The sequence below is a fragment of the Geodermatophilus sp. URMC 64 genome, assembly GCF_053502555.1.
Map to the genome: position 1 here is coordinate 2,240,568 of NZ_CP199955.1, position 23,784 is coordinate 2,264,351.

General features: G+C 73.8%; 21 protein-coding genes. 17 read left to right on the forward strand and 4 right to left on the reverse strand.

The genetic code is table 11. The features are described 5' to 3' along the window. The first annotated feature begins 14 nt into the window (after window positions 1-14). Window positions 15-623, forward strand: coding sequence for a YceI family protein (locus ACWIYF_RS11010; RefSeq protein WP_448628168.1), 609 nt, complete (start codon window positions 15-17; stop codon window positions 621-623). Window positions 624-666: 43 nt separating this feature from the next. Next, window positions 667-1,593, forward strand: a complete 927-nt coding sequence (locus ACWIYF_RS11015) for an FRG domain-containing protein (RefSeq protein WP_448628169.1) — start codon at window positions 667-669, stop codon at window positions 1,591-1,593. A gap of 6 nt (window positions 1,594-1,599) precedes the next feature. On the opposite strand, the gene ACWIYF_RS11020 is transcribed toward ACWIYF_RS11015, so the two are convergent. Genes ACWIYF_RS11020 through ACWIYF_RS11030 form a run of 3 tightly spaced genes read right to left on the reverse strand, consistent with a single transcriptional unit; the run spans window position 1,600 to window position 5,421 of the window. Next, window positions 1,600-2,931 (reverse strand): phosphotransferase family protein, encoded by a 1,332-nt coding sequence (locus tag ACWIYF_RS11020; protein WP_448628170.1) that lies wholly within the window; start codon window positions 2,929-2,931, stop codon window positions 1,600-1,602. Continuing rightward, complete coding sequence (locus ACWIYF_RS11025; RefSeq protein ID WP_448628171.1) at window positions 2,928-4,184, reverse strand: acyl-CoA dehydrogenase family protein; 1,257 nt, start codon at window positions 4,182-4,184, stop codon at window positions 2,928-2,930. Before ACWIYF_RS11025 ends, ACWIYF_RS11020 begins: the two co-directional genes overlap by 4 nt. Window positions 4,185-4,239: 55 nt before the next feature. Further along, window positions 4,240-5,421 carry a thiolase family protein gene (locus ACWIYF_RS11030; RefSeq protein WP_448628172.1) on the reverse strand — a complete coding sequence of 394 codons (1,182 nt, stop codon included), beginning with the start codon at window positions 5,419-5,421 and terminating at the stop codon, window positions 4,240-4,242. 148 nt (window positions 5,422-5,569) lie between these two features. Between ACWIYF_RS11030 and ACWIYF_RS11035 the strand changes: the two genes are divergently transcribed. Then, window positions 5,570-6,331 carry a 3-hydroxyacyl-CoA dehydrogenase gene (locus ACWIYF_RS11035; RefSeq protein ID WP_448628173.1) on the forward strand — a complete coding sequence of 254 codons (762 nt, stop codon included), beginning with the start codon at window positions 5,570-5,572 and terminating at the stop codon, window positions 6,329-6,331. Between the two features lie 67 nt (window positions 6,332-6,398). Here ACWIYF_RS11035 and ACWIYF_RS11040 read toward each other — a convergent pair whose 3' ends face one another. Further along, window positions 6,399-7,973 carry a class I adenylate-forming enzyme family protein gene (locus ACWIYF_RS11040; protein WP_448628174.1) on the reverse strand — a complete coding sequence of 525 codons (1,575 nt, stop codon included), beginning with the start codon at window positions 7,971-7,973 and terminating at the stop codon, window positions 6,399-6,401. A 227-nt stretch (window positions 7,974-8,200) separates the two neighbouring features. Here ACWIYF_RS11040 and ACWIYF_RS11045 point away from each other — a divergent pair, with 227 nt between their 5' ends. The 14 genes from ACWIYF_RS11045 to ACWIYF_RS11110 all read left to right on the forward strand — a co-directional run bounded on the left by ACWIYF_RS11045 (window position 8,201) and on the right by ACWIYF_RS11110 (window position 23,781). Continuing rightward, on the forward strand, window positions 8,201-9,316 hold the full coding sequence (locus ACWIYF_RS11045; protein WP_448628175.1) for a CaiB/BaiF CoA transferase family protein: 1,116 nt from the start codon (window positions 8,201-8,203) through the stop codon (window positions 9,314-9,316). 27 nt (window positions 9,317-9,343) lie between these two features. Beyond that, the gene (locus tag ACWIYF_RS11050) at window positions 9,344-10,930 is read left to right on the forward strand and encodes a class I adenylate-forming enzyme family protein (RefSeq protein ID WP_448628176.1); all 1,587 of its coding nucleotides are present in this window, start codon (window positions 9,344-9,346) and stop codon (window positions 10,928-10,930) included. An 11-nt stretch (window positions 10,931-10,941) separates the two neighbouring features. Beyond that, entirely contained in the window at window positions 10,942-11,988 is a 1,047-nt protein-coding gene (locus ACWIYF_RS11055) for an LLM class F420-dependent oxidoreductase (protein WP_448628177.1), read from the forward strand. A gap of 34 nt (window positions 11,989-12,022) precedes the next feature. After that, entirely contained in the window at window positions 12,023-12,841 is an 819-nt protein-coding gene (locus tag ACWIYF_RS11060; protein WP_448628178.1) for an enoyl-CoA hydratase/isomerase family protein, read from the forward strand. A 28-nt stretch (window positions 12,842-12,869) separates the two neighbouring features. After that, window positions 12,870-14,003: an acyl-CoA dehydrogenase family protein gene (locus ACWIYF_RS11065; RefSeq protein WP_448628179.1), complete on the forward strand. Its 1,134-nt coding sequence runs from the start codon at window positions 12,870-12,872 to the stop codon at window positions 14,001-14,003. Next, on the forward strand, window positions 14,000-15,238 hold the full coding sequence (locus tag ACWIYF_RS11070; protein WP_448628180.1) for an acyl-CoA dehydrogenase family protein: 1,239 nt from the start codon (window positions 14,000-14,002) through the stop codon (window positions 15,236-15,238). The genes ACWIYF_RS11065 and ACWIYF_RS11070 overlap by 4 nt, the downstream gene beginning before the upstream one ends. 11 nt (window positions 15,239-15,249) lie before the next feature. Next, a complete protein-coding gene (locus ACWIYF_RS11075; protein WP_448628181.1) occupies window positions 15,250-16,116 on the forward strand; it encodes an enoyl-CoA hydratase/isomerase family protein in 867 nt (288 codons plus the stop codon). A gap of 26 nt (window positions 16,117-16,142) precedes the next feature. Further along, window positions 16,143-17,324, forward strand: a complete 1,182-nt coding sequence (locus tag ACWIYF_RS11080; RefSeq protein WP_448628182.1) for an acyl-CoA dehydrogenase family protein — start codon at window positions 16,143-16,145, stop codon at window positions 17,322-17,324. Then, complete coding sequence (locus ACWIYF_RS11085) at window positions 17,317-18,093, forward strand: SDR family NAD(P)-dependent oxidoreductase (protein WP_448628183.1); 777 nt, start codon at window positions 17,317-17,319, stop codon at window positions 18,091-18,093. The genes ACWIYF_RS11080 and ACWIYF_RS11085 overlap by 8 nt, the downstream gene beginning before the upstream one ends. Continuing rightward, window positions 18,093-19,211, forward strand: a complete 1,119-nt coding sequence (locus tag ACWIYF_RS11090) for an acyl-CoA dehydrogenase family protein (protein ID WP_448628184.1) — start codon at window positions 18,093-18,095, stop codon at window positions 19,209-19,211. Before ACWIYF_RS11085 ends, ACWIYF_RS11090 begins: the two co-directional genes overlap by 1 nt. Window positions 19,212-19,236: 25 nt before the next feature. After that, a complete protein-coding gene (locus ACWIYF_RS11095; RefSeq protein WP_448628185.1) occupies window positions 19,237-20,001 on the forward strand; it encodes a crotonase/enoyl-CoA hydratase family protein in 765 nt (254 codons plus the stop codon). Beyond that, the gene (locus tag ACWIYF_RS11100) at window positions 20,001-20,804 is read left to right on the forward strand and encodes an enoyl-CoA hydratase (RefSeq protein WP_448628186.1); all 804 of its coding nucleotides are present in this window, start codon (window positions 20,001-20,003) and stop codon (window positions 20,802-20,804) included. Before ACWIYF_RS11095 ends, ACWIYF_RS11100 begins: the two co-directional genes overlap by 1 nt. Continuing rightward, the gene (locus tag ACWIYF_RS11105; RefSeq protein ID WP_448628187.1) at window positions 20,791-22,194 is read left to right on the forward strand and encodes a 4-hydroxyphenylacetate 3-hydroxylase N-terminal domain-containing protein; all 1,404 of its coding nucleotides are present in this window, start codon (window positions 20,791-20,793) and stop codon (window positions 22,192-22,194) included. The genes ACWIYF_RS11100 and ACWIYF_RS11105 overlap by 14 nt, the downstream gene beginning before the upstream one ends. Window positions 22,195-22,401: 207 nt before the next feature. Beyond that, the gene (locus ACWIYF_RS11110) at window positions 22,402-23,781 is read left to right on the forward strand and encodes a 4-hydroxyphenylacetate 3-hydroxylase N-terminal domain-containing protein (RefSeq protein ID WP_448628188.1); all 1,380 of its coding nucleotides are present in this window, start codon (window positions 22,402-22,404) and stop codon (window positions 23,779-23,781) included. Window positions 23,782-23,784: the final 3 nt, after the last annotated feature.

Here is a 23,784-nt window from a genome sequence, read left to right on the forward strand (position 1 = left end):
GGGAGGGGGATCGGTTGGGCAGGCACCGGGCACCGGACAGCGAGTCGGCCGAGTTCGACGAGGCGACCAGCGCGGTCACCGACGTCACCGGGGACTACGTCGTCGACGTGCAGCACACCCGGATCGGGATCCGCGCGCGGCACGCGATGGTGACGACGGTCCGCGGCTCGTTCTCGGACTTCGAGGGGGCGGCGCACCTGAACATGGCGGACCCGTCCGCCAGCGCGGTCGCGCTGCGGATCCGGACGGCGACGATCGACACCGGGGTGCCCGACCGCGACGTGCACCTGCGCTCGCCCGACTTCCTCGACGTCGAGCGCTACCCCGAGATCCTGTTCGCCTCCACCTCGGTCGAGCAGCTCGACGACGAGCTGTACCGGGTCACCGGCGATCTCACGATCAAGGACGTCACCCGCCCGGTCTCGGTCGACTTCGCGCTCACCGGGTCGGCCCTGGACCCGTGGGGCAACCTGCGGGTCGGCTTCGAGGGCGCGCTGGCGATCAAGCGCAGCGACTGGGGGCTGACCTGGAACACCGCCCTCGACACCGGCGGGGTGCTGGTCAGCGACCGCATCCAGATCGAGTTCGACGTCTCGGCGATCCGCGCCGCCGGCCACGGCTGACGCCCACGCCCCGTCGAGTGCTCGACCTGCGGTGAAGCAAGCAGTGGCGGACCAGGCCGATCCGCGGTGGACCACCAGTGGCTGGGGCTTCGGCGTCACGTCGCAGGACCAGGCGTTCCGCGCCATCACGCGGATCGTCTCGCTGGCCGCCGGTCGCCGGTACGTCTGGCGGGGCTGCAGCGACCGCTCCGCCCGGATCCGGTCGTCGCTGCTGCGCAGCCTGATCATCGACGAGTCCGAGCCCCTGCCCACCGAGCTCGAGCTGCGCCAGCACGAGCTGGCCGTCCTCCGGGAGGCCCGGCGCTGGGGGCTCACGCGGGAAACGGGGCCGCAGACCTCCGACCTCTCCCTGCTCGTCCACCTGCACCAGCACGGCGTGCCGACGCGGCTGGTCGACGTCACCGACAACCCGATGACGGCGCTGTGGTTCGCGTGCGAACAGGGCGACGAGGCCGGTGTCCTGTTCGCGTTCGACGTCACCGAGTTCCCGACCCACGAGACCCCCGACCTGCCCGCCGCGCCGGAGTGGTCGCTCCGGCACGCGCTGGCGGTGTCGGCGAAGACCGGCGCGCCCTTCCTCGTGCGCCCCACCCTGCCAACCCCCCGCATGCAGGCGCAGGAGGGGCTCTTCCTCTCCGGCGCGGTCCCGCTGGGACCGTCGCCGGCCGGCATCGACGGCCTGCCGCTGCCGTACGCCGCGCCGCCGGGACGCGACAAGCTCGCGAAGCTCTTCGCACCCGACGAGCGCGGCGCGGGGCGGCCCACGCGGCTGCCCTTCTGCGCCCTCGTCATCCCCGGCCGCATGAAGAAGGCGATCCGGGAGCACCTGACCGCGCTCAACCGGCGGCGCAGCACGGTCTACCCCGACGCCGACGGCTTCCGGGACGCAGTGCGCGACGGAGGCGTCCAGCTCTTCCCGCTGCCCGAGGTGATCTCGGCTCACGACGACGTGGACGCCGCCGGCGACTGACGGCGGTCAGGCCGGCGCGGTGAGGTGCCGCGGGTTCGCGACCAGCAGCCGGTCGCGGACGTCGGCGCGCACCGCCTCGACCACCTCGTCCCAGCGCGCGTCGAGGCTGCCGTCGGCGATCGCCCGGCTCAGCGCGGCGTCGTCCGCGCAGCCGAGCCCGTCCAGCCGGGCCCGGTGCCGGGTGCGCGCCGTCGGCCCGAGCAGCAGCTCCCGGCGCACGGTGGCCAGCACGTTGCCGGCCACCCGGGCGTGGAAGGAGACCCGCCCGGTGGTCCCGGGCTGCACGTCGGCGGCGAGGAAGTGCGCGACGGCGTCCACCAGCTCGGTCGCCGTCGGCCGGCCGAAGAGGTCGGTCGGGAAGTCGTCGGCCGGGTCCGCGGGCGGCGCGGCGTCCGGCTCGGCGAGGCCGAGGGCGAGCAGGACGTCGAACTCCTGCTCGGCGGCCCGGCGGCCGATCGCGGCGAACTCCACCGACGGCTCGGTGCCGGAGAGGTGCCGGTCGGCCATGACGCCGCACATCAGGCCCCAGCGGACCGTCGCGTACACCTCCCACCAGTGCAGCTGGTCCGCGGCCGGCCGCCAGCCGGCGACGGCGGCGTACCCGTCCAGCAGCTCGTCGCGGGTGCCGACGCCGCCCGCCGGGTGCGGGGAGCCGAAGCGCCACACCTTCGCGCACAGCCAGCCGAGGTCCTCGATCGGGTCGCCGGTGTGCACCAGCTCCCAGTCGAGCAGCGCGCGCAGTCCGTCCGGGCCGATCATCAGGTTGCCGAGGCGGAAGTCGCCGTGCACCAGCGTCTCGCCGGCCGGCTCCGGACGGGTGTCGGCCAGCCAGCGCAGGCCCAGCGCGAGGCCGGGCGGGGGTACCCGGCCTCCGGTCAGGTAGGCGGCGGCGAGCGCCGCGAGCGGCTCGCCGGCCCGCTCGACCCGCGGCACCTCGGTGAGCGGGACGGCGTGCAGCCGGGCGAGCACCGCGCCCAGCTCCCGTGCCAGCTCCGGCCGGGCCAGCGCCGGGTCGCGGAGGATGCGCCGGGGGATCGTCTCGCCGTCCACCCGTTCCATGAGCAGGTAGGGGCGGCCCAGCAGCTCGCCGCGGTCGACGACGGCGGGAACAGGCACGCCGGCCCGGGCCGCGGCGGTCATGGCCTCGCCCTCGACCGCCAGGTCCACCCCGCCGGTGCCCGCGCCGCCGCGCAGGATCAGCTCCCGGGCGCCGTCGGCCGTCCGGGCGGTGAGCTCCCACGTCTCGCGGCTGGCTCCGCCGGAGAGCCGGGCCAGCCCGTCGACCTCGACGCGCCCGCCCAGCACCTGCGTGAGCCGGGCGGCGAGCTCGTCCTTCATCTCAGGAAGCCGAACAGCTGCCCTGCCACCCGCCGCATCTGGATCTCCTCGGCGCCCTCGGTGATCCGGTAGCGGCGGTGGTGGCGGTAGATGTGCTCGAACGGCAGGTGCCGGCTGTAGCCCATGCCCCCGTGCACCTGCATGGCGCGGTCGGCGGCGTCGCAGACCAGCCGGTTGCCGCGGTAGTTGCACATCGACACCAGGTGGCCGATCGAGACGGCCGGCTCGCCGCGGGCGGTCAGCTCGTCCAGCTCGACCGCGGTCTTGCGGATCAGCGTGCGCACCAGCTCGGCCTCGGTGGCCAGCTCGACCAGCGGGAACTGGATCGCCTGCCGCTCGGCCAGCGGCTTGCCGAAGGTGATCCGCTCCCGGGCGTAGCGCACCGACTCGTCGATGCAGTACTGCGCGGCGCCGACGCCGGAGGCGGCCTGCCGGATCCGGTTCTCGTGCAGGAAGGTCTGCGCGACCGCCAGCCCCTCGCCCTCCGCGCCGAGGATCGCCGAGTCCGGGACGCGGACGTCGGTGAGCGTCACCTCGCCGTGGTCGCTGGGCATGTTGAACGTCCACCAGAAGAAGGGCACGTCGAAGCCGGGGGAGTCGGTGGGCACGATGAACGCGGTGATGCCGCGGGCGTGCCCCGGCTCGCCCGACGTCCGCGCGAAGACCACGTCGTGGGTGGCGGAGTGCACGCCGGTGTTCCACCGCTTGGTGCCGTTGATCACCCAGTCGCCGTCCCGGCGGACCGCCGTCGTCTCCATCCAGGTGGCGTCGCTGCCGTGGCCCGGCTCGGTCAGGCCGAAGGCCAGGCCCCGCTCGCCGGTGATCGACGACTCGAGCAGCTCCTCCTTCTGCTCCGGCGTCCCGAACAGGTGCAGCAGGTGGGGGAAGACCACGTTGCCGACGATGCTGTGCTCGTTCTGCAGGTCGTTGTGCAGCCCCAGCCCGCGGTGCGCGAAGTGCTCGCGGATCACCGCCATGTCGAGGTTCGACCCGTTCCGGCCGCCGAGCTCCTCGGGGAGGCTGTAGCGGAAGAAGCCGGCCGCGTCGGCCCGCCGGCGCACCTCGGCCAGCAGCTCCTCCCACTCGCGCCGGGGCACCCCGCCGTTCTCGACGTCGGTGCGGGCGAACTCGCGGCGGTGGTCGAAGAAGCGCTGGTTGTCGTCCTGCTGCTCGAGGGGCTCGATCTCCTTCGCGATGAAGGCGTCGAGCTCCTCGAGCAGCGCGGTCAGGGCCGGCGGCAGGGTGAAGTCCACGCTGACTTCCTCTCGGGGGAGGGCCCGGCCGCCGGCCGTGCCGCGGTCGGGTGTGTCAGAGACGCTCGATGATCGTCGCGTTGGCCAGGCCGCCACCCTCGCACATCGTCTGCAGGCCGTACCGGCCGCCGGTCTGCTCCAGGTGGTTGACCAGCGTGGTCAGCAGCCGGGTGCCGCTGGCGCCGAGGGCGTGCCCGAGGGCGATCGCCCCGCCGCGCGGGTTGAGCTTCTCGGGGTCGGCGTTGAGCTCCTGGGCCCAGGCCAGCGGCACGGGCGCGAAGGCCTCGTTCACCTCGTAGGCGTCGATGTCGTCGATGGACAGCCCGGCCTTGTCGAGCACCTTCCTGGTGGCCGGGATCGGGCCGGTGAGCATGAGCAGCGGGTCGTCGCCGACGACGGAGAAGGAGTGGAACCGGGCGCGCGGGGTCAGCCCGAACCGCTTGACGGCGGCCTCGCTGACGATCAGCGCGGCGGAGGCGCCGTCGGTGAGCGGCGAGGAGTTGCCGGGCGTGATGCTCCAGTCGATCTCGGGGAACCGCTCGCTCATCGCGTCGTTGCGGAACGACGGCCGCAGGCCGGCCAGCCCCTCCGCGGTGGTCGCGGCGCGCACGGTCTCGTCGGTCGTGTGCCGGCCGGCACCGGGGACGTCGACCGGCAGGATCTCGTTGTCGAAGCCGCCGGCGGCGGCGGTCGCCGCGGCCCGCTGGTGCGAGCGCGCCGAGTACTCGTCGAGGGACTCCCGGTCGAGCTTCCAGCGGGCCGCGATCAGCTCCGCGGAGATGCCCTGGCCGACCAGCCCGTCGGGGAAGCGGGCGGCGACGCCCGGGCCCCAGGGGTCCATGCCGGCGGTCGAGGTGCCCATCGGGATCCGGCTCATCGACTCCACGCCGCAGGCGATCGCCACGTCGTAGACGCCGGCGAGCACGCCCTGCGCGGCGAAGTGCGCCGCCTGCTGGCTCGAGCCGCACTGCCGGTCGATCGTCGTGGCCGGCACGGAGATCGGGAAGCCGGCGGAGAGGACGGCGTTGCGGCCGACGTTCACGGCCTGCTCGCCGACCTGGCCGACGCAGCCGGTGATCACGTCGTCGATGACCGCCGGGTCCAGGCCGGCGCGCTCGACGAGGCCGGTGAGGACCCCGGCCAGCAGATCGACGGGGTGCACGCCGGAGAGCGCGCCCCCGGGCTTGCCCTTGCCGGACGGCGTCCGCACGAGGTCGACGAGAAATGCTTCGGGCATGGTTCCTCCAGGGGGACCGCCGACGGTGGCGGTGCGGGGGGACAGGGGGCCGGCGAGGCGGCTCTCCCGCAGCATGCCCGCATTGACAGTTGACGTCAACGTCGAGTAGTCACAGGAGCATCTGCTCGCAACATCTGGAGGTAACGACGTGGACGTCGCAGGCATCACGGCACTGGTGACCGGAGGGGCGTCCGGCCTCGGGCTCGCCACCGTCGAGCGGTTGGTCGGGGCCGGCGCGAGCGCCGTGATCGTCGACCTGCCGTCCTCGCAGGGGAAGGTGGTCGCCGAGCGCCTGGGCCCGGAGGTCGCGTTCGTCCCGGCCGACGTCACCGACGAGGACCAGGTCGCCGAGGCGGTGGCCGCGGCGCGGGAGCTCGGGACGCTGCGCGCGGTGGTCAACTGCGCGGGCATCGGCAACGCCATCCGCACGGTCAGCAAGAAGGGCGCCTTCCCGCTCGCCGACTTCCGGCGGGTCGTCGAGGTCAACCTGATCGGCACGTTCAACGTCATCCGGCTCGGCGCCGAGGCGATCTCGAAGACCGAGCCGGTCGACGGCGAGCGCGGCGTCGTCGTCAACACCGCCTCCGTCGCGGCCTTCGACGGCCAGATCGGCCAGGCGTCCTACTCGGCCTCCAAGGGCGGCATCGTCGGCATGACCCTGCCGATCGCCCGCGACCTGGCCTCGCTGTTCATCCGGGTGGTCACCATCGCGCCGGGCCTGTTCGACACCCCGCTGCTCGGCAGCGCCCCCGAGGAGGTGCGCACCGCGCTCGGCGCGCAGGTGCCGCATCCGGCGCGACTGGGCCGGCCGGCCGAGTACGCCGCGCTCGTGCAGCACATCGTGGAGAACCCGATGCTCAACGGCGAGACGATCCGCCTCGACGGCGCGATCCGCATGTCGCCGCGCTGAGCGCGCTCCCCGCAGACGCCGACGCCCGGCACCTGACCACGGGTCGGTGCCGGGCGTCGGGCCGTCTCTAGCGCGCGGCGGCGGGAGAGGACAGCCGCTCGCGCAGCGTGCGCTTGAGGATCTTGCCGCTCGCGTTCAGCGGCATGGCGTCGACCACGACCACCTCGGCCGGAACCTTGTAGGCGGCCAGGTGCGCCCGGCAGTGCTCGCGCAGGACCTCCGGGTCCGGCGCGGGCGCGCCCGGGTCGCCGGTCACGAACGCGACCACGACCTCGCCCCAGTGCTCGTCGGCCCGGCCGACGACGGCCACCTGCGCGACCGACGGGTGGTCGGCCAGCACCGTCTCGATCTCGACGGGGTAGATGTTCTCCCCGCCGCGGATGATCATGTCCTTGCTCCGGCCGGCCAGGTACAGGTAGCCGTCGTCGTCCATGCGGGCCAGGTCGCCGCCCCAGAACCAGCCGTCGCGGATCGCCCGGGAGGTCTCCTCGGGCATCTCCAGGTAGCCGTTCATCACCGGGTCCGAGCGGGTGATGATCTCGCCGACCTCGCCGCGCGGGACGTCGCGGCCGGCCTCGTCGACGATCCGCAGCTCCACGCCGAACGCCGGCTTGCCGATCGAGCCGAGCAGGTGCGGGGCCCCGGCCAGCGCGCGCCGGTGGTCGGCGGAGCTGAGCACCGACTGCAGCCCGCCCTCGGTGGCCGCGCCGAAGGCGTTGATGAAGTCGCAGCCGAAGACGTCCAGGGCGCGGCGGAGCAGGGCCGGCGACATCGGCGCCCCGCCGTAGATGATCGACCGGAGGTTCGCATAGGAGCCGGCGGTCACGTCCGGGTGCTCGAGCAGGGTGCTCACCATGGTCGGCACCAGGAACGCGCCGGTCAGCCGGCCGCTCTGCATCCACGACAGGACGGCGGACGGCTCGAACTGCGGCAGGATCAGCGTCGGGAAGCCGCGCCAGACGTGCATGAGGATCATGCCCTGGCCGGCGATGTGGAAGATCGGCGAGGCCGTGTAGCGGAACTCGTCCGGGACGATCTCGTAGTCGATCGACATGTTGACGACCAGCGACTTGACCATCCGCTGCGGCTGCAGCACGCCCTTGGGCAGGCCGGTCGTGCCGCTGGTGAACGCCAGGCCGAGGACGTCGTCGTCGGCGACCGGCACGTCGGGCTCCACGTCGCTGCCTGCGGCCACCAGCTCCTCGAAGGGCACGACGCCCTCGGCGGGCTCACCGTCGGACGCCTCGCCGTCGAAAGCAGAGAGCAGGCCGATGCTCGCCACGCGCGGCGCCAGCCGGCGGCAGACGTCGAGATAGCGGGCGCTGGCGAACAGCGCCCTGGGCTCGGCGCGGTGCAACAGGGTGAGCAGCTCCTCCTCCTGCAGCCGGTTGTTCAGCGGCACGTAGGTCGCGCCCAGCTTCATGCAGGCGAGCAGCACCTCGACGTAGCCGCCGCTGTCGGTGGCCACGATGGCCACCCGGTCGCCCATGGCCACGCCGGCGGCGGTGAGCGCGTCGGCGAGCCGGTTGACGCGGCTGTTCGTCTCGGCGAACGTCTGCTCGGAGCCGTCGCCGAACACGAAGCAGGGCCGGTCCGGGAACCGCTCGGCGGACAGCTTCAGGAACGTCCCGGCGCGGGTCATCGGTCGCACGGGGCGCCTCCAGGGTCGAATGTTGACGTCACGGTCACATTTTTCTAGTGTCCGCCGGGGTGTGACGTCAACCACTCCGGTGGGTCCCCTGAATCTTGGCGGACCGCGAAGTCGTCGTTGACACCGGTCACGGCGCCCCGTAAGAACAAGGTGATATTGACGTCATATCCGACTGCGTCGGAGGCGGGCGGCCGCGGCCGCCGAGAGGGGGAGGGCGGATGGGCAGCGGACCCCTCGCCGGCGTGCGGGTGCTGGAGTTCACCGGCCTGGCCCCGGCGCCGTTCGCCTGCATGCTGCTCGCCGACCTGGGCGCCGACGTCGTCCGCGTCGACCGGCCGGGCCGGCTGCCCGCCCCCGACGGCGAGGTGCTGCTGCGCGGCCGGCGGCACGCGGTCGCGGCCGACCTCAAGGACCCCGCCCAGCGCGACGCCGTCCTGGCGCTGGCCGACCGGGCCGACGTGCTCGTCGAGGGCTTCCGCCCCGGCGTGATGGAGCGCCTCGGCCTGGGGCCGGACGAGTGCCTGGCGCGCAACCCCCGGCTGGTCTACGGCCGGATGACCGGCTGGGGCCAGGACGGGCCGCTGGCCCAGGCCGCCGGGCACGACATCGACTACATCGCGCTGGCCGGCGCGCTGCACCCGATCGGCGAGCGCGGCGGCGCGCCGCTGCCGCCGGCCAACCTGCTGGGCGACTTCGGCGGCGGCGGGCTGCTGCTGGCCTTCGGCGTCCTCGCCGCGCTGGTGGAGCGGGCCGCCTCCGGCCGCGGGCAGGTGGTGGACGCCGCGATGGTCGACGGCGCCGCGCTGCTGTCCACCTACCTGCACGGCATGGCCGCCCGCGGCTTCTGGACCGAGGAGCGCGGGGCCAACCTGCTCGACGGCGGCGCGCCGTTCTACCGGACCTACCGCACCTCCGACGGCGGGTACATGGCCGTCGGCGCGATCGAGCCGCAGTTCTACGCCGAACTCGTCCGGCTGCTGGAGCTGGACCCCGCCGAGCTGCCCGACCAGAACGACCGCTCCCGCTGGCCCGAGCTCCAGGAGGCGATCGCCGGCGCCTTCGCCGGGCGCAGCCGCGAGGAGTGGACGAAGGTCTTCGACGGCACCGACGCCTGCGTGAGCCCGGTGCTCGCGCCGGCGGAGGCGCACGCCCACCCGCACAACGCCGTGCGCGGCACCTTCACCGAGGTGGCCGGGATCGGCCAGCCCGCCCCGGCGCCCCGATTCGGCCGCACCCCGCCGGCCGGGCCGCCCACGCCGCCGTCCGCCGGCGACCCCGCCGTCCTGCTCGAGTGGGGGCTGCGGGCCGACCAGGCCGCCGTCCTCGAGTCCTGATCCACCCGCCTGCGAAGGAGCAACCGGATGACCCCGTCCCGCCGTTCGGTCGCCGACCAGCTGAGCATCAGCCTGGGCGAGCTGCTGCCGCTCTCGGCGCGCCGGCACCCCGACAAGCCGGCGTTCCTCTTCCCCGACGGCGGGGAGCAGAGCTTCGCCGAGACCAACAGCCGGGTGAACCGGCTGGTGTCGGCGCTGCGCGAGGCCGGGGTCGGGCACGGCGACCGGATCGCCGTCCTCGCCCTCGACTCCCACCGGTACATGGAGGTCGTGCTGGCCTGCGCCAAGACCGGCGCGGTCTTCGTGCCGCTGAACTACCGGCTCACCCGGCCGGAGGTCGACGTCCTGCTGGCGCGGTCCGCGCCGGTCGCGCTGTTCTCCGACCCCCGTTACGCCGGCCTGCTCGACGGGGTGCGCGAGGCGCACCCGAGCCTGCGGCTGCACGTGGCCCTGGACGACGAGTTCGAACGGCTGCTGGCGACCGGTGCCGACGTCGAGCCCCCGGTCGTCTGCACCGACAGGGACACCTTCGCCCTGGCCTTCACCTCCGGCACCACCGGCCTGCCCAAGGGCGTCGTGCAGTCCCAGCGGATGCACAAGAACATGATCCAGATCTGCCAGAACGAGTACCTCATGCGCGAGGTCGACGTCCGCTACTGCGCGGCGCCGACCTTCCACGTCTCCGGGGTCTCGGGCCTGCTGGCCGGCATCGCGCGCGGCTTCACGTCGCTGCTGCTGCCGCAGTTCGACGCCGCCACGGTGCACCGCTTCATGGCCGAGGACCGTGTCTCCGCCGTCTTCCTCGTGCCGACGATGATCAGCAGCATCCTCCAGCTGGAGGGGGTGGACCGGTACGACTACGACCGGCTGCAGCTGATCACCTACGGCGCCGCGCCGATCTCACCGACCCTGCTGCGCCGGGCGATGGCCACCTTCCGGTGCGACTTCCTGCAGGCGTTCGGCGCCGGCACCGAGGCGGGCCTGCAGTCGGTGCTCACCCCGGCCGACCACCGCCGGGCGCTGGCCGGCCGCGAGGACCTGCTCCGCTCCGCGGGCCGCCCCTCCTTCGGCGTGGCCATGCGGATCGTCGACGAGGACATGAATGACCTGCCGCCGGGGGCGATCGGCGAGGTCGCCACCCGCAGCGACATGGTCATGGACGGCTACCTCGACATGCCCGAGGACACCGCCCGCGCGTTTCGCGACGGCTGGTTCCGGGCCGGCGACATGGGTTACCTGGACGAGGAGGGCTACCTGTACCTGCACGGCCGGAACAAGGACATGATCATCCGCGGCGGCGAGAACATCTACCCGTTCGAGATCGAGTCGGTGCTGGCCGAGCACCCCGCGGTGCAGCAGGCCGCCGTGGTCGGCGTCCCGGACGAGCACTGGGGCGAGGCGGTGCGCGCCTTCGTCACCCTGCGCACCGGGCAGAGCGTGACGGCCGACGAGCTCACCACCCACTGCAACGGGCGGCTGGCGCGGTACAAGGTGCCGCGCGAGTTCGTCCTGCTCGACGCCATGCCCACCAACGCCAGCGGCAAGATCCTCAAGCGCGAGCTGCGCACGTGGGACCTGCCCGCCGCGGACGCCCAGCCCGTCGGCGCCAACTGAGGGGATCCCCGATGCGCATCGGAACGCAGCTGCAGTACGCCGGCGGCTTCAGGGAGGCCGCCGCCGAGCTCGCCGACCTGGAGAAGGCCGGCCTGGACGTCGTCGCGGTCGCCGAGGCCTACAGCTTCGACGCGGTCAGCCAGCTGGGCTACCTGGCCGCGATCACCGACCGGCTCGAGCTCACCTCGGCGATCATGCAGGCCTTCACCCGGACGCCGACGCTCACCGCGATGACCGCGGCCGGGCTGGACTTCGTCTCCGGCGGCCGGTTCACCCTGGGTCTCGGCGCCTCCGGCCCGCAGGTCGTCGAGGGCTTCCACGGCGTGAAGTACGACGCGCCGCTGGGCCGGCTGCGCGAGATCGTCGAGATCTGCCGCATGGTCTGGCGCCGGGAGAAGGTCGTCTACTCCGGCACGTACTACACGCTGCCCCTGCCCCCGGAGCAGGGCACCGGCCTCGGCAAGCCGCTCAAGCTCATCAACACCCCGGTGCGCGAGCGCATCCCGATCACCATCGCCGCGATCGGGCCGAAGAACGTCGAGCTGACCGCCGAGATCGCCGAGGGCTGGCAGCCGATCTTCTTCTACCCGGAGAAGGCCGCCGAGACCTGGGGCGCCTCCCTCGACGCCGGCAGGGCCAAGCGCGATCCCGAGCTCGGCGAGCTGGACGTCGTCGTCGGCGCCGCGTGCGCCGTCGGCGACGGGCTCGAGCCCCTGCGCGAGCAGGGCCGGGACTCCCTGGCCCTCTACATCGGCGGCATGGGCGCCCGGGGCAAGAACTTCTACAACGAGCTCACGGTCCGCTACGGCTTCCCCGAGGCCGCGGCGACCGTGCAGGACCTCTACCTCGCCGGCCGCAAGGACGAGGCCGCTGCCGCTGTCCCCCAGGAGATGGTCGACGCGACGTCCCTGGTCGGGCCGGAGGGCTGGGTCGCCGAGCGGCTCGCCGCCTTCAAGGAGGCCGGCGTGACCACGCTGATGCTCACCTTCCCGCAGGGCACGCACGCGGACCGGGTACGGACCGTCGAGCAGGTCAAGAAATTGGCGTCGGACCTGTGAGGGCCGGCCTGCACGAGGAACCGGAGACCTCCCGATGACCGCTGTGTCCGACGGCGCGGTGCCCGCCGAGGTGCTCACGGAGGCCGCGCCTCCCGTGCTGCTCGAGCGGGACGGCGACGTCGCCACGATCACGCTGGCCAACCCGCGGCGGAAGAACGCGATGACCCGGGCGGCCTGGCGGGCACTGCGCGCGGCGCTGCGCGAGGTGGCCGCGAGCGACGCCCGCGTCCTGGTGGTGACCGGCGCGGAGAGCGACTTCTGCGCCGGGGCCGACCTCAGCGGGTCGCGCGACGAGCGGCGCCCGCCGCTGGTCGACATGACCGAGGTCAGCGAGGCCTGCCTCGCCCTGCACCGGCTGCCGATCCCGACCATCGCCCGGGTGGACGGCGTCGCCGTCGGTGCCGGCATGAACCTCGCCCTGGCGTGCGACTTCGTGGTCGCGTCGAGCCGGGCGCGGTTCTCGGAGATCTTCGTCAAGCGCGGCCTGTCGGCCGACTTCGGCGGCTCGTGGATCCTGCCCCGGCTGGTCGGGCTGCACCGGGCCAAGGAGCTGGTGCTGCTCGGCGACATCATCGGCGCCGAGCAGGCGCGCGAGTGGGGCCTGGTCCGCGAGGTCGTGGCCCCCGAGGAGCTCGACGCGGCGGTCGGCGGGCTGGCCGGGCGGCTCTCCGCCGGACCGCCGATCGCGATGCGGCTGTCCAAGCGGATGCTCCACGACTCCTTCGAGGCCACCCTCGAGCGCGCGCTGGAGGACGAGGCCCGGTCCCAGCAGATCAACTTCGCCACCGAGGACACCGCCGAGGCCGGCCGGGCCTTCCTCGAGAAGCGCGCCCCGGTCTTCCGCGGCCGCTGACCTTCGACCCCCGAGCAGGAGGCGAACGATGGAGTTCACCTGGACGCCGGAGCAGCAGGACCTCCGGGCGGGCACCCGGAAGCTGCTGCGCAGCCGCGCGCCGCTGGGCCGGACCCGGGAGCTGGCCGAGGCCGGCACCCGGCACGACCCGCAGCTGTGGACGGCGATGGCGCAGCAGGCCGGGCTGCAGGGCATCGCGGTCCCGGAGGAGCACGGGGGCAGCGGCGGCTCGTGGGTGGAGCTCGCGATCGTGCTCGAGGAGATGGGCCGCGCGCTGCTCGGCGGGCCGTTCCTCTCCACCGTCGTCCTGGCGGCCGAGGCGCTGCGCGCCTCCGGGGACGCCGACGCGCAATCCGAGCACCTGCCGCCGCTCGCCGAGGGCGCGCGCACCGCCACCCTCGCGGTCGCCGAGCGCGACGGCCGCTGGGCGTCGGCGAGCATCGCCGCCCGGGCCACCGGGTCCGGCGGGGACGTCCGGCTCTCCGGGGTCAAGGAGCTGGTCCTGGACGGCGCGGACGCCGACCTGGTGCTCGTCCTCGCGCAGGGCGACCGCGGCCTGTCGCTGTACGCCGTCGACCGCGACGCCGACGGGTTGGAGGCCGAGCGGCTGGACACCCTGGACCTCACCCGGCCGATGGCCCGGCTGCACCTGCGCGACGTCCCGGCCCGGCCGGTCGGCGAGGACGGCGGGGGAGCGGCGGTCCTCGAGCACGTCCGGCGGGCGGCCGCCGTGCTGCTCGCCGCGGAGCAGGTCGGCGCGATGAGCACGCTGGTCGAGATGACCGCCGAGCACGCCCGCACCCGGCGGGCCTTCGGCCGGCCGATCGGCGCCTTCCAGGGCGTGAAGCACCGGCTCGCGGACATGGCGGTGCGCCTGGAGATGTCGCGCTCCGCGGCGTACTGGGCGGCCTGGCAGGAGCCCGGCTCGGCCGACGCCGCGATGGGCGCGGCCGTGGCCGCCAGCTACTGCTCGGAGTCGTTCCTGCAGACGGCGAAGGACACCATCCAGCTGCACGGCGGCACGGGCTTCACCTGGGAGCACGACGCCCACCTGTTCCTGCGGCGGGCCCGGGCCGACGCGAGCCTGGCCGGCTCCCCGGCCGAGCACCGCGCCGCGCTCGTCCCCGTCGTCCTGCCCGAGCTCGCGGAGGTGCCGGCATGACCGCCCTGCTCGACCTGTCCCCGGACGCCTCCGAGGAGGAGGTGGCGGCGGCCGCCGAGCGCTGGCTGCACGAGAACCTGCCCCCGGCCTGGCTCAAGGCGGTGCTCGACGGTGACCGCGCGGCCGTGGCCGCGCACCGCGCCGACGCCGAGGGCATGCGCGCCTGGTTCGCGCTGCTCGGCGACTCCGGCCTGGCGACGCCGTCCTGGCCGCGCGAGCACGGCGGCCTCGGCCTGTCCGCCGAGCAGGCCGGCGCGATCTCCGACGTGCTGCTGCGCTACTCGGCCGACCACGACAGCCCCGCCTTCATCGGCCGCGGCCTGGCCGGCCCGACGATCCTGGCGCACGGCACCGAGGAGCAGAAGCGCCGCTTCCTCCCGCCGATCCGGCGCGGCGAGGTGCAGTGGTGCCAGCTGTTCAGCGAGCCCGGCGCCGGCTCGGACCTGGCGTCGCTGGCCACCCGGGCGGAGCGGCAGGAGGACGGCACCTGGCGGGTCAACGGCCAGAAGGTGTGGAACTCCTACGCGCACTTCGCCGACTGGGGCATCCTCATGGCCCGCACCGATCCGACGCTGCCCAAGCACCGCGGCATCTCCTACTTCCTCGTCGACATGCGCACCCCCGGCGTGCAGCCGCGGCCGCTGCGGCAGATGAACGGCGACGCGGAGTTCAACGAGGTGTTCCTCGACGACGTCGTCCTGCCCGAGGACGCCCTGCTGGGCGGGCTGAACAACGGCTGGGCGGTCGGCATCACGACGCTGATGCAGGAGCGCAACGGCCTGTCCGGCCGGCCCGGCGTCGGCGAGGGCAAGGGCGAGGAGCTGGCCCGGCTGGCCGCCCGCACCGGCACCTGGGCCGACCCGCTGCTGCGCGACCGGTTGCTGTCCTACCTGGTCGAGGAGCGGGTGCTGCAGATGACCACCGTGCGCGCGTTCGTCGAGACGGGCACCGGGCCGGTGGGCGCCGAGGGCTCGATCCGCAAGCTGATCAGCTCCTGGCTGCAGGAGCAGGCCGGCGTGCTGGCCGCCGAGGCCGACCCGGTCGGCGTCCTGGGCTGGCCGGCCGGGAGCGGGCTGCCCGGCTCGGCCTACGACTTCCTCACGATGAAGCAGACCAGCATCGCCGGAGGCACCTCGGAGATCCAGCGCAACATCATCGCCGAGCGCGTGCTGGGGCTGCCGAAGGACCCCGATCCGGAGAAGGACCTCCCGTTCAACCAGCGCTCCCGAGGCTGAGAGGAACCCGCGTGACCACCACCACCTCGTCCGTCGACCCAGGGGCCGTGCTGCCCGCCGGGCTGCCGGCCGACCTCACCACCATCCGCCTCGCGGCGCCGGAGCCCGGCATCGTCGTGCTCACCCTCGACCGGCCGGAGCGGCTCAACGCGCTCTCGCACGACCTGCTGCGCGAGCTGCACGCCGTCCTCGACGCGCTCGCCGAGGACCCGTCGGTCCGGGTGCTGGTGCTGACCGGCGCCGGCCGCGGGTTCTGCGCCGGGCTGGACCTCACCGCTTTCGACATGGGCGGCCCCGACCGGGCCACGCGCACCCCGCAGGCGGGGCTGGCCGTGCAGAAGCACATCGCCGCGCTGGTGCCCAAGCTGCGCGCCCTGCCGCAGGTGGTGATCTCCGCGGTCAACGGGCCGGCGGCCGGCGGCGGCCTGGCCCTCGCGCTGGCCTCCGACGTGCGGATCGGGGCGGCGTCGTCCCGCTACAACGTCGCCTTCGTCCGGCTCGGTCTGTCCGGCTGCGACATCGGGGTCAGCTGGCTGCTGCCGCGGCTGGTCGGCGCCTCGCGCGCCTTCGAGCTCCTGCTCACCGGCAGGATCATCGACTCCGCCGAGGCCGACCGCATCGGCCTGGTCACCCGCGTGGTGCCGGACGGCGAGGTCCTCGACTCGGCCCTGGAGACGGCGCGGCTGGTGCTGGCCAACTCGCCGTTCGGCGTCCGCATGACCAAGGAGGTCATGTGGAGCCAGCTCGAGATCGGCAGCCTGCAGGCCGGCATCGACATCGAGAACCGCACCCAGATCCTCAGCTCGTTCACCGGCGACCACCGGGAGGCAGCGACCGCCTTCCGCGAGCGCCGCACGCCCGACTTCCTCGACTCCTGATCCGACACGGCCTGAGAGGGGTGTCCGTGACCGACCGCGACCTCGTCGCCGAGACCGCCCGCCGGGTGGTCGCCGAGCACCCGCCGGCGACCACCCCGCAGCGGGACTTCCTCGGCGCCTGCTTCGACGCCGGACTGGCCTGGGTGCACTTCCCCGAGGGCTTCGGCGGGCTCGGCGTCGCGCCGGGCCTGCAGGCCGTCGCCGACGGCATCCTGCAGGGCGCCGGCGGGCCCAACCCGTTCTGGCTCAACCCGATGGGCTACGGCATGGCCGGCCCGACGGTGATGGCGCACGCCTCCCGCGAGCTGGCTGCCGAGCTGCTGCGGGCGGACTACGTCTGCGACGAGATCTGGTGCCAGCTGTTCAGCGAGCCCGGCGCCGGCTCCGACCTCGCCGGCCTGGCCACCCGCGCCGTCCTGGACGGCGACACCTGGATCGTCAACGGCCAGAAGGTCTGGACCAGCTCGGCGCACAAGGCGCGCCGCGCGCTGCTGCTGGCCCGCACCGACCCGGACCAGCCCAAGCACAAGGGCCTGACCTACTTCGTCCTCGACATGACCGACCCCGGGGTCGAGGTCCGCCCGCTGCGCCAGATGACCGGCGAGGCGGAGTTCAACGAGGTGTACCTGCGCGACGCCCGGATCCCCGACACCCACCGGCTCGGCGAGGTCGGGCAGGGCTGGCACGTCGCGATGACCACGCTGATGAACGAGCGCAACGCCATCGGCGGCGGCAGCAGCGTGCGCGGCAGCGGCAGCATCGGCTCGGCGCTGCGGCTCTGGCGCGAGCGGCCCGACCTGCGCACCCCCGCGCTCCGCGACCGGCTGGTCCACCTGTTCGCCACCGCCGACGCCGCCCGGCTCACCGGTGACCGGCAGCGGGTGGAGGGCGGCGAGAAGATCGGCCCGGAGGGCAGCATCAGCAAGCTGGTCGGCGCCGAGCTCAACCAGGCCGTCTACGAGTTCTGCATGGACATGCTCGGGGTCGAGGCCTCGCTCTACAGCGGGTACGAGACCGGTCCCGACGGCGCGCCGCCGCCCGTGGACGGGGAGGACCTGCAGCGGCGGTTCCTGCGCAGCCGGGCCAACACGATCGAGGGCGGCACCTCCGAGGTGCTGCGCAACATCCTGGGGGAGCGGCTGCTCGGCCTGCCCGGCGACGTCCGGGTCGACACCGGCAAGCCGTGGAGCGAGGTGCCCCGTGGCTGAGCCCTCCACCGGGCCGCTGGCCGGCCGCGTCGCCCTCGTCACCGGCGGCGGGCGCGGCATCGGCGCCGCGATCAGCACCGAGCTGGCGCTCTCCGGCGCGGCCGTCGTCCTCACCTACCGGCGGGACCGCGAGGCCGCCGAGACGCTGGTCGACAAGCTCGCCGGCGAGGGCGCGACCGCGGTCGCGGTCGAGTCGCACGTCGACGACCCCGCGTCGTCGGAGGCGGCGGTGGCCACCGCGGTCGAACGCTTCGGCGGGCTCGACATCGTGGTGAGCAACGCCGGCGTCGCCAGCCGGGGCAAGCCGGTCGCCGAGACCACGGTCGAGGAGCTGTCCTGGGTGCTCGCGGTGCACGCGATCGGGCCGCACCAGCTGGTGCGGGCGGCGCTGCCGCAGCTGCGCCGGGCCGACCGCTCGGACGTCGTGTTCGTCTCCAGCATCGCCGCCTCGACGTGGCACGCGAACGGCGCGCCCTACAACATGGGCAAGGCCGCGGTCGAGGCGCTGGCGCACACCCTGGCCCAGGAGGAGCGCCGCCACGGCGTCCACGTCAACATCGTCGCCCCCGGCCTGACCGACACCGAGATGGGCCGCCGGCTGGCCCGGGCGACCCGCAGCGTCGACGACATCCACGAGCTCGACGAGGGCTCGCCGTTCGGCCGCGTGTGCGCCCCCGAGGACATCGCCCGCGTCGTGCGGTTCCTCGTCGGGCCCGACGGCGCGTACGTCAACGACCAGCGGATCGTCGTCGATGGAGGGACCTTCTGATGGTCGAGTTCGAGTTCACCCCCGAGCAGCGCGACCTGCGGGCCGTCGCCCGCGAGTTCGCCACGGAGCGCTTCGGCGAGCCGGAGGTGCGGCGGCTCATGGAGACCGCCGAGGGGTTCGACCGCGAGGTGTGGCGGCGCCTCGGCCGCGACGTCGGCCTGCTCGGCCTCGCCGTCCCCGAGGAGCTCGGCGGCGCCGGGGCCGGGCTGGTCGACCTTGCCGTCGTCGCCGAGGAGTTCGGCCGCGCGGTCGCTCCGGCGCCGCTGGTGAGCACCGTCGCCCTCGCCGCGACCGCGCTGCGGCTGGCCGGCGACGACGACGTGGCCAAGGAGCTGCTGCCGGCGATCGCCGAGGGCGAGGCGGTGGTGGCGCTGGCCGCCACCGACGACCGCGGCGCCTGGGCGCCGGCCCAGCCGACGGTGCGGGCCGCCAAGGACGACGGCGGCTGGTGGCTCACGGGCGAGCAGGCCCACGTGCTCGACGGCGGCGCGGCCGACACCGTGCTCGTGCTCGCCGCCACCGACACGGGGACCGGCCTGTTCGCCGTCGACGGCGGCGCCGCGGGCCTGACCCGGGAACCGCAGTCGGTGCTGGACCTGACCCGCCGGCAGGCGCGGCTGCGCCACGACGGCGTGCCCGCCCGCGCGGTGGGGGACCCGGGCCAGGCCGCCGCAGCGGTGGCCGGCGCGCGGGACGTCGCCGCCGTCGTCCTGGCCGCGGAGGCGGTCGGCGGGGCGCAGCGGCTGCTCGACCTGTCCGTCGAGTACGCGAAGACCCGGCTGCAGTTCGGCCGCGCGATCGGCTCCTTCCAGGGGGTCAAGCACCGGTGCGCCGACATGCTGGTCGAGGTGGAGCACGCCCGGTCGGCCGCCTACCACGCCGCCTGGGCCGCCGACACCGGCGTCGACGACCCCCGCCTGGCCGCCGATCTGGCCACCGTCGTCACCGCGGAGGCCTACCTGCGGGTGGCCAAGAACACCGTGCAGGTCCACGGCGGCATCGGCTTCACCTGGGAGCACCCCGCGCACCTGTACTACAAGCGCGCCGTCAGCGATGCCGCGCTGCTCGGCGGCCGTGCCGCCGCGGCCGAGCGGCTCGCCGCCGCCGTCCTCGACTGAAACCCCCTACGGACGAAGGAGTCCCATGAGCGACGAGGTGCTCACCGAGGAGGGGGACGGCGTGCTCGTCGTCTCCCTCAACCGCCCCGAGGCCCGCAACGCGGTCAACGAGGCGCTGGCGACCGCGGTCGCCGAGGCCATGGAGCGGCTCGACGAGAGCCCGCACCTGCGCGTCGGCGTCATCACCGGCACCGGCGGCACGTTCTGCGCCGGGATGGACCTCAAGGCGTTCGTCCGCGGCGAGCACCCGGTCGTCGAGGGCCGCGGCTTCGCGGGCCTGGTCGAGCGGCCGCCGGCCAAGCCGCTCATCGCCGCGGTCGAGGGCTACGCGCTGGCCGGCGGCTTCGAGATCGTGCTCGCCTGCGATCTCGTCGTCGCCGCGGAGGGGGCGTCGTTCGGCATCCCCGAGGTCAAGCGCAGCCTGGTCGCGGCCGGCGGCGGGCTGCTCCGGCTGCCCCGGCGCATCCCGTACCACGCGGCGATGGAGCTGGCGCTGCTCGGCAACCACGTGCCGGCGCCGCGGATGCACGACTTCGGCCTGGTCAACCGGCTGGTGCCGAACGGGCAGGCCCTGGACGCCGCGCTGCGGCTGGCCGCGGAGATCGCCGCCAACGGCCCGCTCTCGCTGATCGCCAGCAAGCGGATCATCGTCGAGTCCAAGGACTGGACCGAGGACGAGGCCTGGAGCAAGCAGGACGCGATCGCCCGCCCGGTCGCGACGTCGGCCGACGCCCGGGAGGGCGCCACCGCCTTCGCGGAGAAGCGGCCGCCGGTCTGGCAGGGCCGCTGATGAATCACGTCCTGCTCGTCGAGGCGGCCGACCGCGTCGCGACGGTCACGCTGAACCGGCCGGAGTCGCGCAACGCGCTCTCGGCCGAGCTCATCGCGGCGCTCCGGTCGGCGATGCGCGAGCTGGAGGACGACGACGCCGTCGACGTCGTCATCCTCACCGGCGCCGATCCGGCCTTCTGCGCCGGCCTGGACCTCAAGCAGCTGGGCAGCTCGGCGGACAACCTGTCCGCGGGGTCGCGGGAGGACGGCGTCCCGTCGTGGTTCCCGTGGCCGCCGCTGTCCAAGCCGGTGATCGGCGCGGTCAACGGCGTGGCCGTGACCGGTGGGCTGGAGCTGGCGCTCAACTGCGACATCCTCGTCGCCTCCGAGCGGGCCCGGTTCGCCGACACCCACGCGCGGGTGGGCGTGCTCCCCGGCTGGGGGCTGTCGGTCCTGCTGCCGCTCGCCGTCGGGCGGGGGACGGCCCGGCGGATGAGCCTGACCGGCGACTACCTCTCCGCCGAGCAGGCGCTGCGCACCGGCCTGGTGACCGAGGTCGTCCCGCACGAGCAGCTGCTGCCGGCGGCCCGTGCAGTGGCGGCGTCGATCGTCGGCAACCACCAGCCCGGCGTGCGCCGGCTGCTGCGCTCGTACAAGGACATCGAGCGCGAGCTCGTGGGGGAGGGCCTCGAGGTCGAGGCCCGGACCTCCAAGGAGTGGATGGCCGGGTTCGACCCGGCCGAGGTGGAGAACCGCCGGGCGGGCGTCCTCGCCCGCGGCCGGGCCCAGACCAACGGAGGAGAACCCCGTGCTGACAGGTGAGCAGTACAAGGCGACGCTCGACGACGGCCGCGCGACGTACTTCGAGGGCGAGCGGGTCAAGGACCTCCCCGGCCACCCCGTCCTCGGCCAGGTCGTGCAGAACGTGGCCGACGGCTACGACTGGCTCGCCGAGCGGGCCGTGGACGGCGTCAACCCGGTCAGCGGCATCCCGCGGACGGCCGACGAGCTGCGGCACAAGGTCGAGCTGGTGCACAGCGCCGGGATGATGGCGCACGTCAACTACACCTCGATCATGACGCTGGCCACCGCCGCGGGACGGCTGGCCACGGCCGGCCCGCAATACGTCGAGCGGATCGACGCGTTCACGAAGTCGGCGCAGCACAGCGACATCCGGATCACCCAGTGCATCACCGACGCCAAGGGCGACCGGTCGCTGCCGCCCGCCCGCCAGCACGACCCCGACGCCTATGTGCGGGTGGTCGACCGCTCGCCGGACGGCATCGTGCTGCGCGGGGCGAAGCTGCACATCACCGCGGCCAGCTTCGGCCACGAGCTGATGACCATCCCCACCAAGGCGATGAAGCCGGGGGAGGAGGACTACGCCGTCGCGGCGATGATCCCGGTCAACGCGCCGGGCGTGAAGATCATCAACACCACGTACGCGCCGCGGCACCCCGACCCCCGGCACTTCCCGGTCTCGGGCCTGGAGTCCTTTCCGGAGGGCTTCGTCATCTTCGACGACGTCTTCGTGCCCAACGAGCGGGTCTTCCTGGACGGCGAGGTGGAGCACGCCGCCGTGTTCGCGCACTCGCTGGGCCTGTGGGAGCGGCTCGGCGGGCTCACCTCGATGGCCGACGGCGCCGACGTCATGGTGGGCCTGGCCCAGCTGATCGCCGAGGCCAACGGCCTGACGCGGGTGGGGCACGTCAAGGAGAAGATCTCCGAGATGATCATCCACGCCACCGTGGTGCGTGCCTGCCTGGAGGCGGCGCTCACGCACGCGGAGACGGGGGTGTTCGGCGCGGTCTTCCCGAACGAGCTGTACACGAACGCCGGCAAGTACACCGGCGCGGCCAGCTACAACCTGATGGTCCGGCACCTGCACGACATCGCCGGCGCCGCGGTGGTCACCGCGCCCTCCCTGCTGGACCTGGAGAACCCCGAGGTCGGGCCGCTGGCACGCAAGTACATGTCCACGGGGGCCGACGTCGACGGCGAGTACCGCACCCGGCTGTTCCACGCGATCCGCGACCTGACCGCCGACGCCTACGGCGGCTGGAAGCAGGTCACGAACGTCCAGGCCGGCGGCGGGCTCTACGCCCAGCGGATCGTCACCCGCAAGCACTACGACATGGACGCCGCCAAGCACGCGGCGCTGGTCGTGGCCGGCCTCGCGGACGACGCGCACGGCCCCAGCCGAGGCATCTGAGAGGCCGGCAACAGCACGCATCGGCGGCCGCCGGGAGCACCCGCTCCCGGCGGCCGCCGGCCTGCCCGCGAACGGCCGGCGGCGGGACGCCGAAAAACGCCCGCGGTCCCTTGACAGTGACCGGTGCCACTGCAAATGTGACTTCGACGTCAAGCTCACTCCGGGGCCGTCACCCCACTCCCTCGAGACCGACAGGAGCCTCCGCGGATGCTGACCGGACAGGAGTACAAGGACTCGCTCAAGGACGGCCGGAAGGTCTACTTCGCCGGCCGCCTGGTCGAGGACTTCGCCACGGAGCCGGCGCTGGCCGTGCCCATGGAGGTCGCCGCCGCCGGCTACGACAAGCACTACTCCGCCGAGCCGGGTGCGGTGAACCCGCTCATCGACGGCCCGCGCAGCCCCGAGGAGCTGCGGGACAAGATCCCGGTCCTGCTCGAGATGGACCTGCTGCTCAACGTCACCTACCAGTCGCTGATGACCCTGCTGGTCGCCGCGCCGCGGATCGAGCCGGTGGGGCCGCAGTACGTCGAGCGCATCCACGCCTACGTCGAGGACGCCAAGCGCCGCGACATCCGCATCACCGAGTGCATCACCGACGCCAAGGGCAACCGCAGCAAGCACCCCGCCGACCAGGACGACCCCGACTCCTACGTGCGGGTGGTCGACCGTGGTCCCGACGGCGTGGTGATCCGCGGCGCCAAGCTGCACATCAGCGCCGCCGCCCTCGGCCACGACCTGATGGTCATGCCGACCAAGAACATGAAGCCGGGCGAGGAGGACTGGGCGATCTGCGCCGCCGTCCCGGTCAACGCCCCCGGCGTGCACGTGACCAACACGACGTACCACCCCTACGGCCGCGACGAGCGCGACCACCCGACCAGCTCGCGCGACAGCGTTCCGGACAGCATGGTCATCTTCGACGACGTGTTCGTGCCCAACGAGCGGGTGTTCCTCGACGGGCAGGCGCCCCAGGCGGCCGTCTTCGCGCACTCCCTCGGCCTGTGGGAGCGGCTCGGCGGGACGGCGTTCATGGTCGAGCAGGCCGACGAGCTGGTGGGCCTGGCCCAGCTGATCGCCGAGGCCAACGGGACGGCGAAGATCAGCCACGTCAGGGAGAAGATCGACCTGATGATGATCCACGCCACGCTGCTGCGGGCGGGGCTGGAGGCGGCGCTGCTGCACGCGCACGCCACGCCGGACGGCTACTACTACCCCGACGACATGTACACCAACGTCACGAAGTTCCAGGGTGCCGCGGAGTTCAGCGTGATGGTCCGGCACCTGCACGACATCGCCGGCGGCGCCGTCCTCACCGCCCCGTCGATGGCCGACTTCGACAACGAGACGCTGCGGCCCTACCTCGAGAAGTACATGTCGACGGGGGACGGCGTCAGCGGTGAATACCGCACCAAGCTGTTCCACGCCATCCGCGACACCACCGCCGACGCCTACGGCGGCTGGCACCACGTGACCAACCTGCAGTCCGGTGGCGGCATGTTCGCCCAGCGGCTGGTCACCCGGCGGCACTACGACATCACCCGCGCGAAGTCCCTCGCGCTCAAGGCCGCCGGCCTCGCCGGCGACTGAGCC

Coding starts and splice junctions, on each gene's coding strand:
- ACWIYF_RS11045 (WP_448628175.1), top strand. CDS start 8,201: ATGGGCAGCGGACCCCTCGCCGGCGTGCGGGTGCTGGAGTTCACCGGC.
- ACWIYF_RS11090 (WP_448628184.1), top strand. CDS start 18,093: ATGGTCGAGTTCGAGTTCACCCCCGAGCAGCGCGACCTGCGGGCCGTC.
- ACWIYF_RS11065 (WP_448628179.1), top strand. CDS start 12,870: ATGGAGTTCACCTGGACGCCGGAGCAGCAGGACCTCCGGGCGGGCACC.
- ACWIYF_RS11020 (WP_448628170.1), bottom strand. CDS start 2,931: ATGAAGGACGAGCTCGCCGCCCGGCTCACGCAGGTGCTGGGCGGGCGC.
- ACWIYF_RS11055 (WP_448628177.1), top strand. CDS start 10,942: ATGCGCATCGGAACGCAGCTGCAGTACGCCGGCGGCTTCAGGGAGGCC.
- ACWIYF_RS11095 (WP_448628185.1), top strand. CDS start 19,237: ATGAGCGACGAGGTGCTCACCGAGGAGGGGGACGGCGTGCTCGTCGTC.
- ACWIYF_RS11100 (WP_448628186.1), top strand. CDS start 20,001: ATGAATCACGTCCTGCTCGTCGAGGCGGCCGACCGCGTCGCGACGGTC.
- ACWIYF_RS11070 (WP_448628180.1), top strand. CDS start 14,000: ATGACCGCCCTGCTCGACCTGTCCCCGGACGCCTCCGAGGAGGAGGTG.
- ACWIYF_RS11030 (WP_448628172.1), bottom strand. CDS start 5,421: ATGCCCGAAGCATTTCTCGTCGACCTCGTGCGGACGCCGTCCGGCAAG.
- ACWIYF_RS11060 (WP_448628178.1), top strand. CDS start 12,023: ATGACCGCTGTGTCCGACGGCGCGGTGCCCGCCGAGGTGCTCACGGAG.
- ACWIYF_RS11050 (WP_448628176.1), top strand. CDS start 9,344: ATGACCCCGTCCCGCCGTTCGGTCGCCGACCAGCTGAGCATCAGCCTG.
- ACWIYF_RS11040 (WP_448628174.1), bottom strand. CDS start 7,973: ATGACCCGCGCCGGGACGTTCCTGAAGCTGTCCGCCGAGCGGTTCCCG.
- ACWIYF_RS11110 (WP_448628188.1), top strand. CDS start 22,402: ATGCTGACCGGACAGGAGTACAAGGACTCGCTCAAGGACGGCCGGAAG.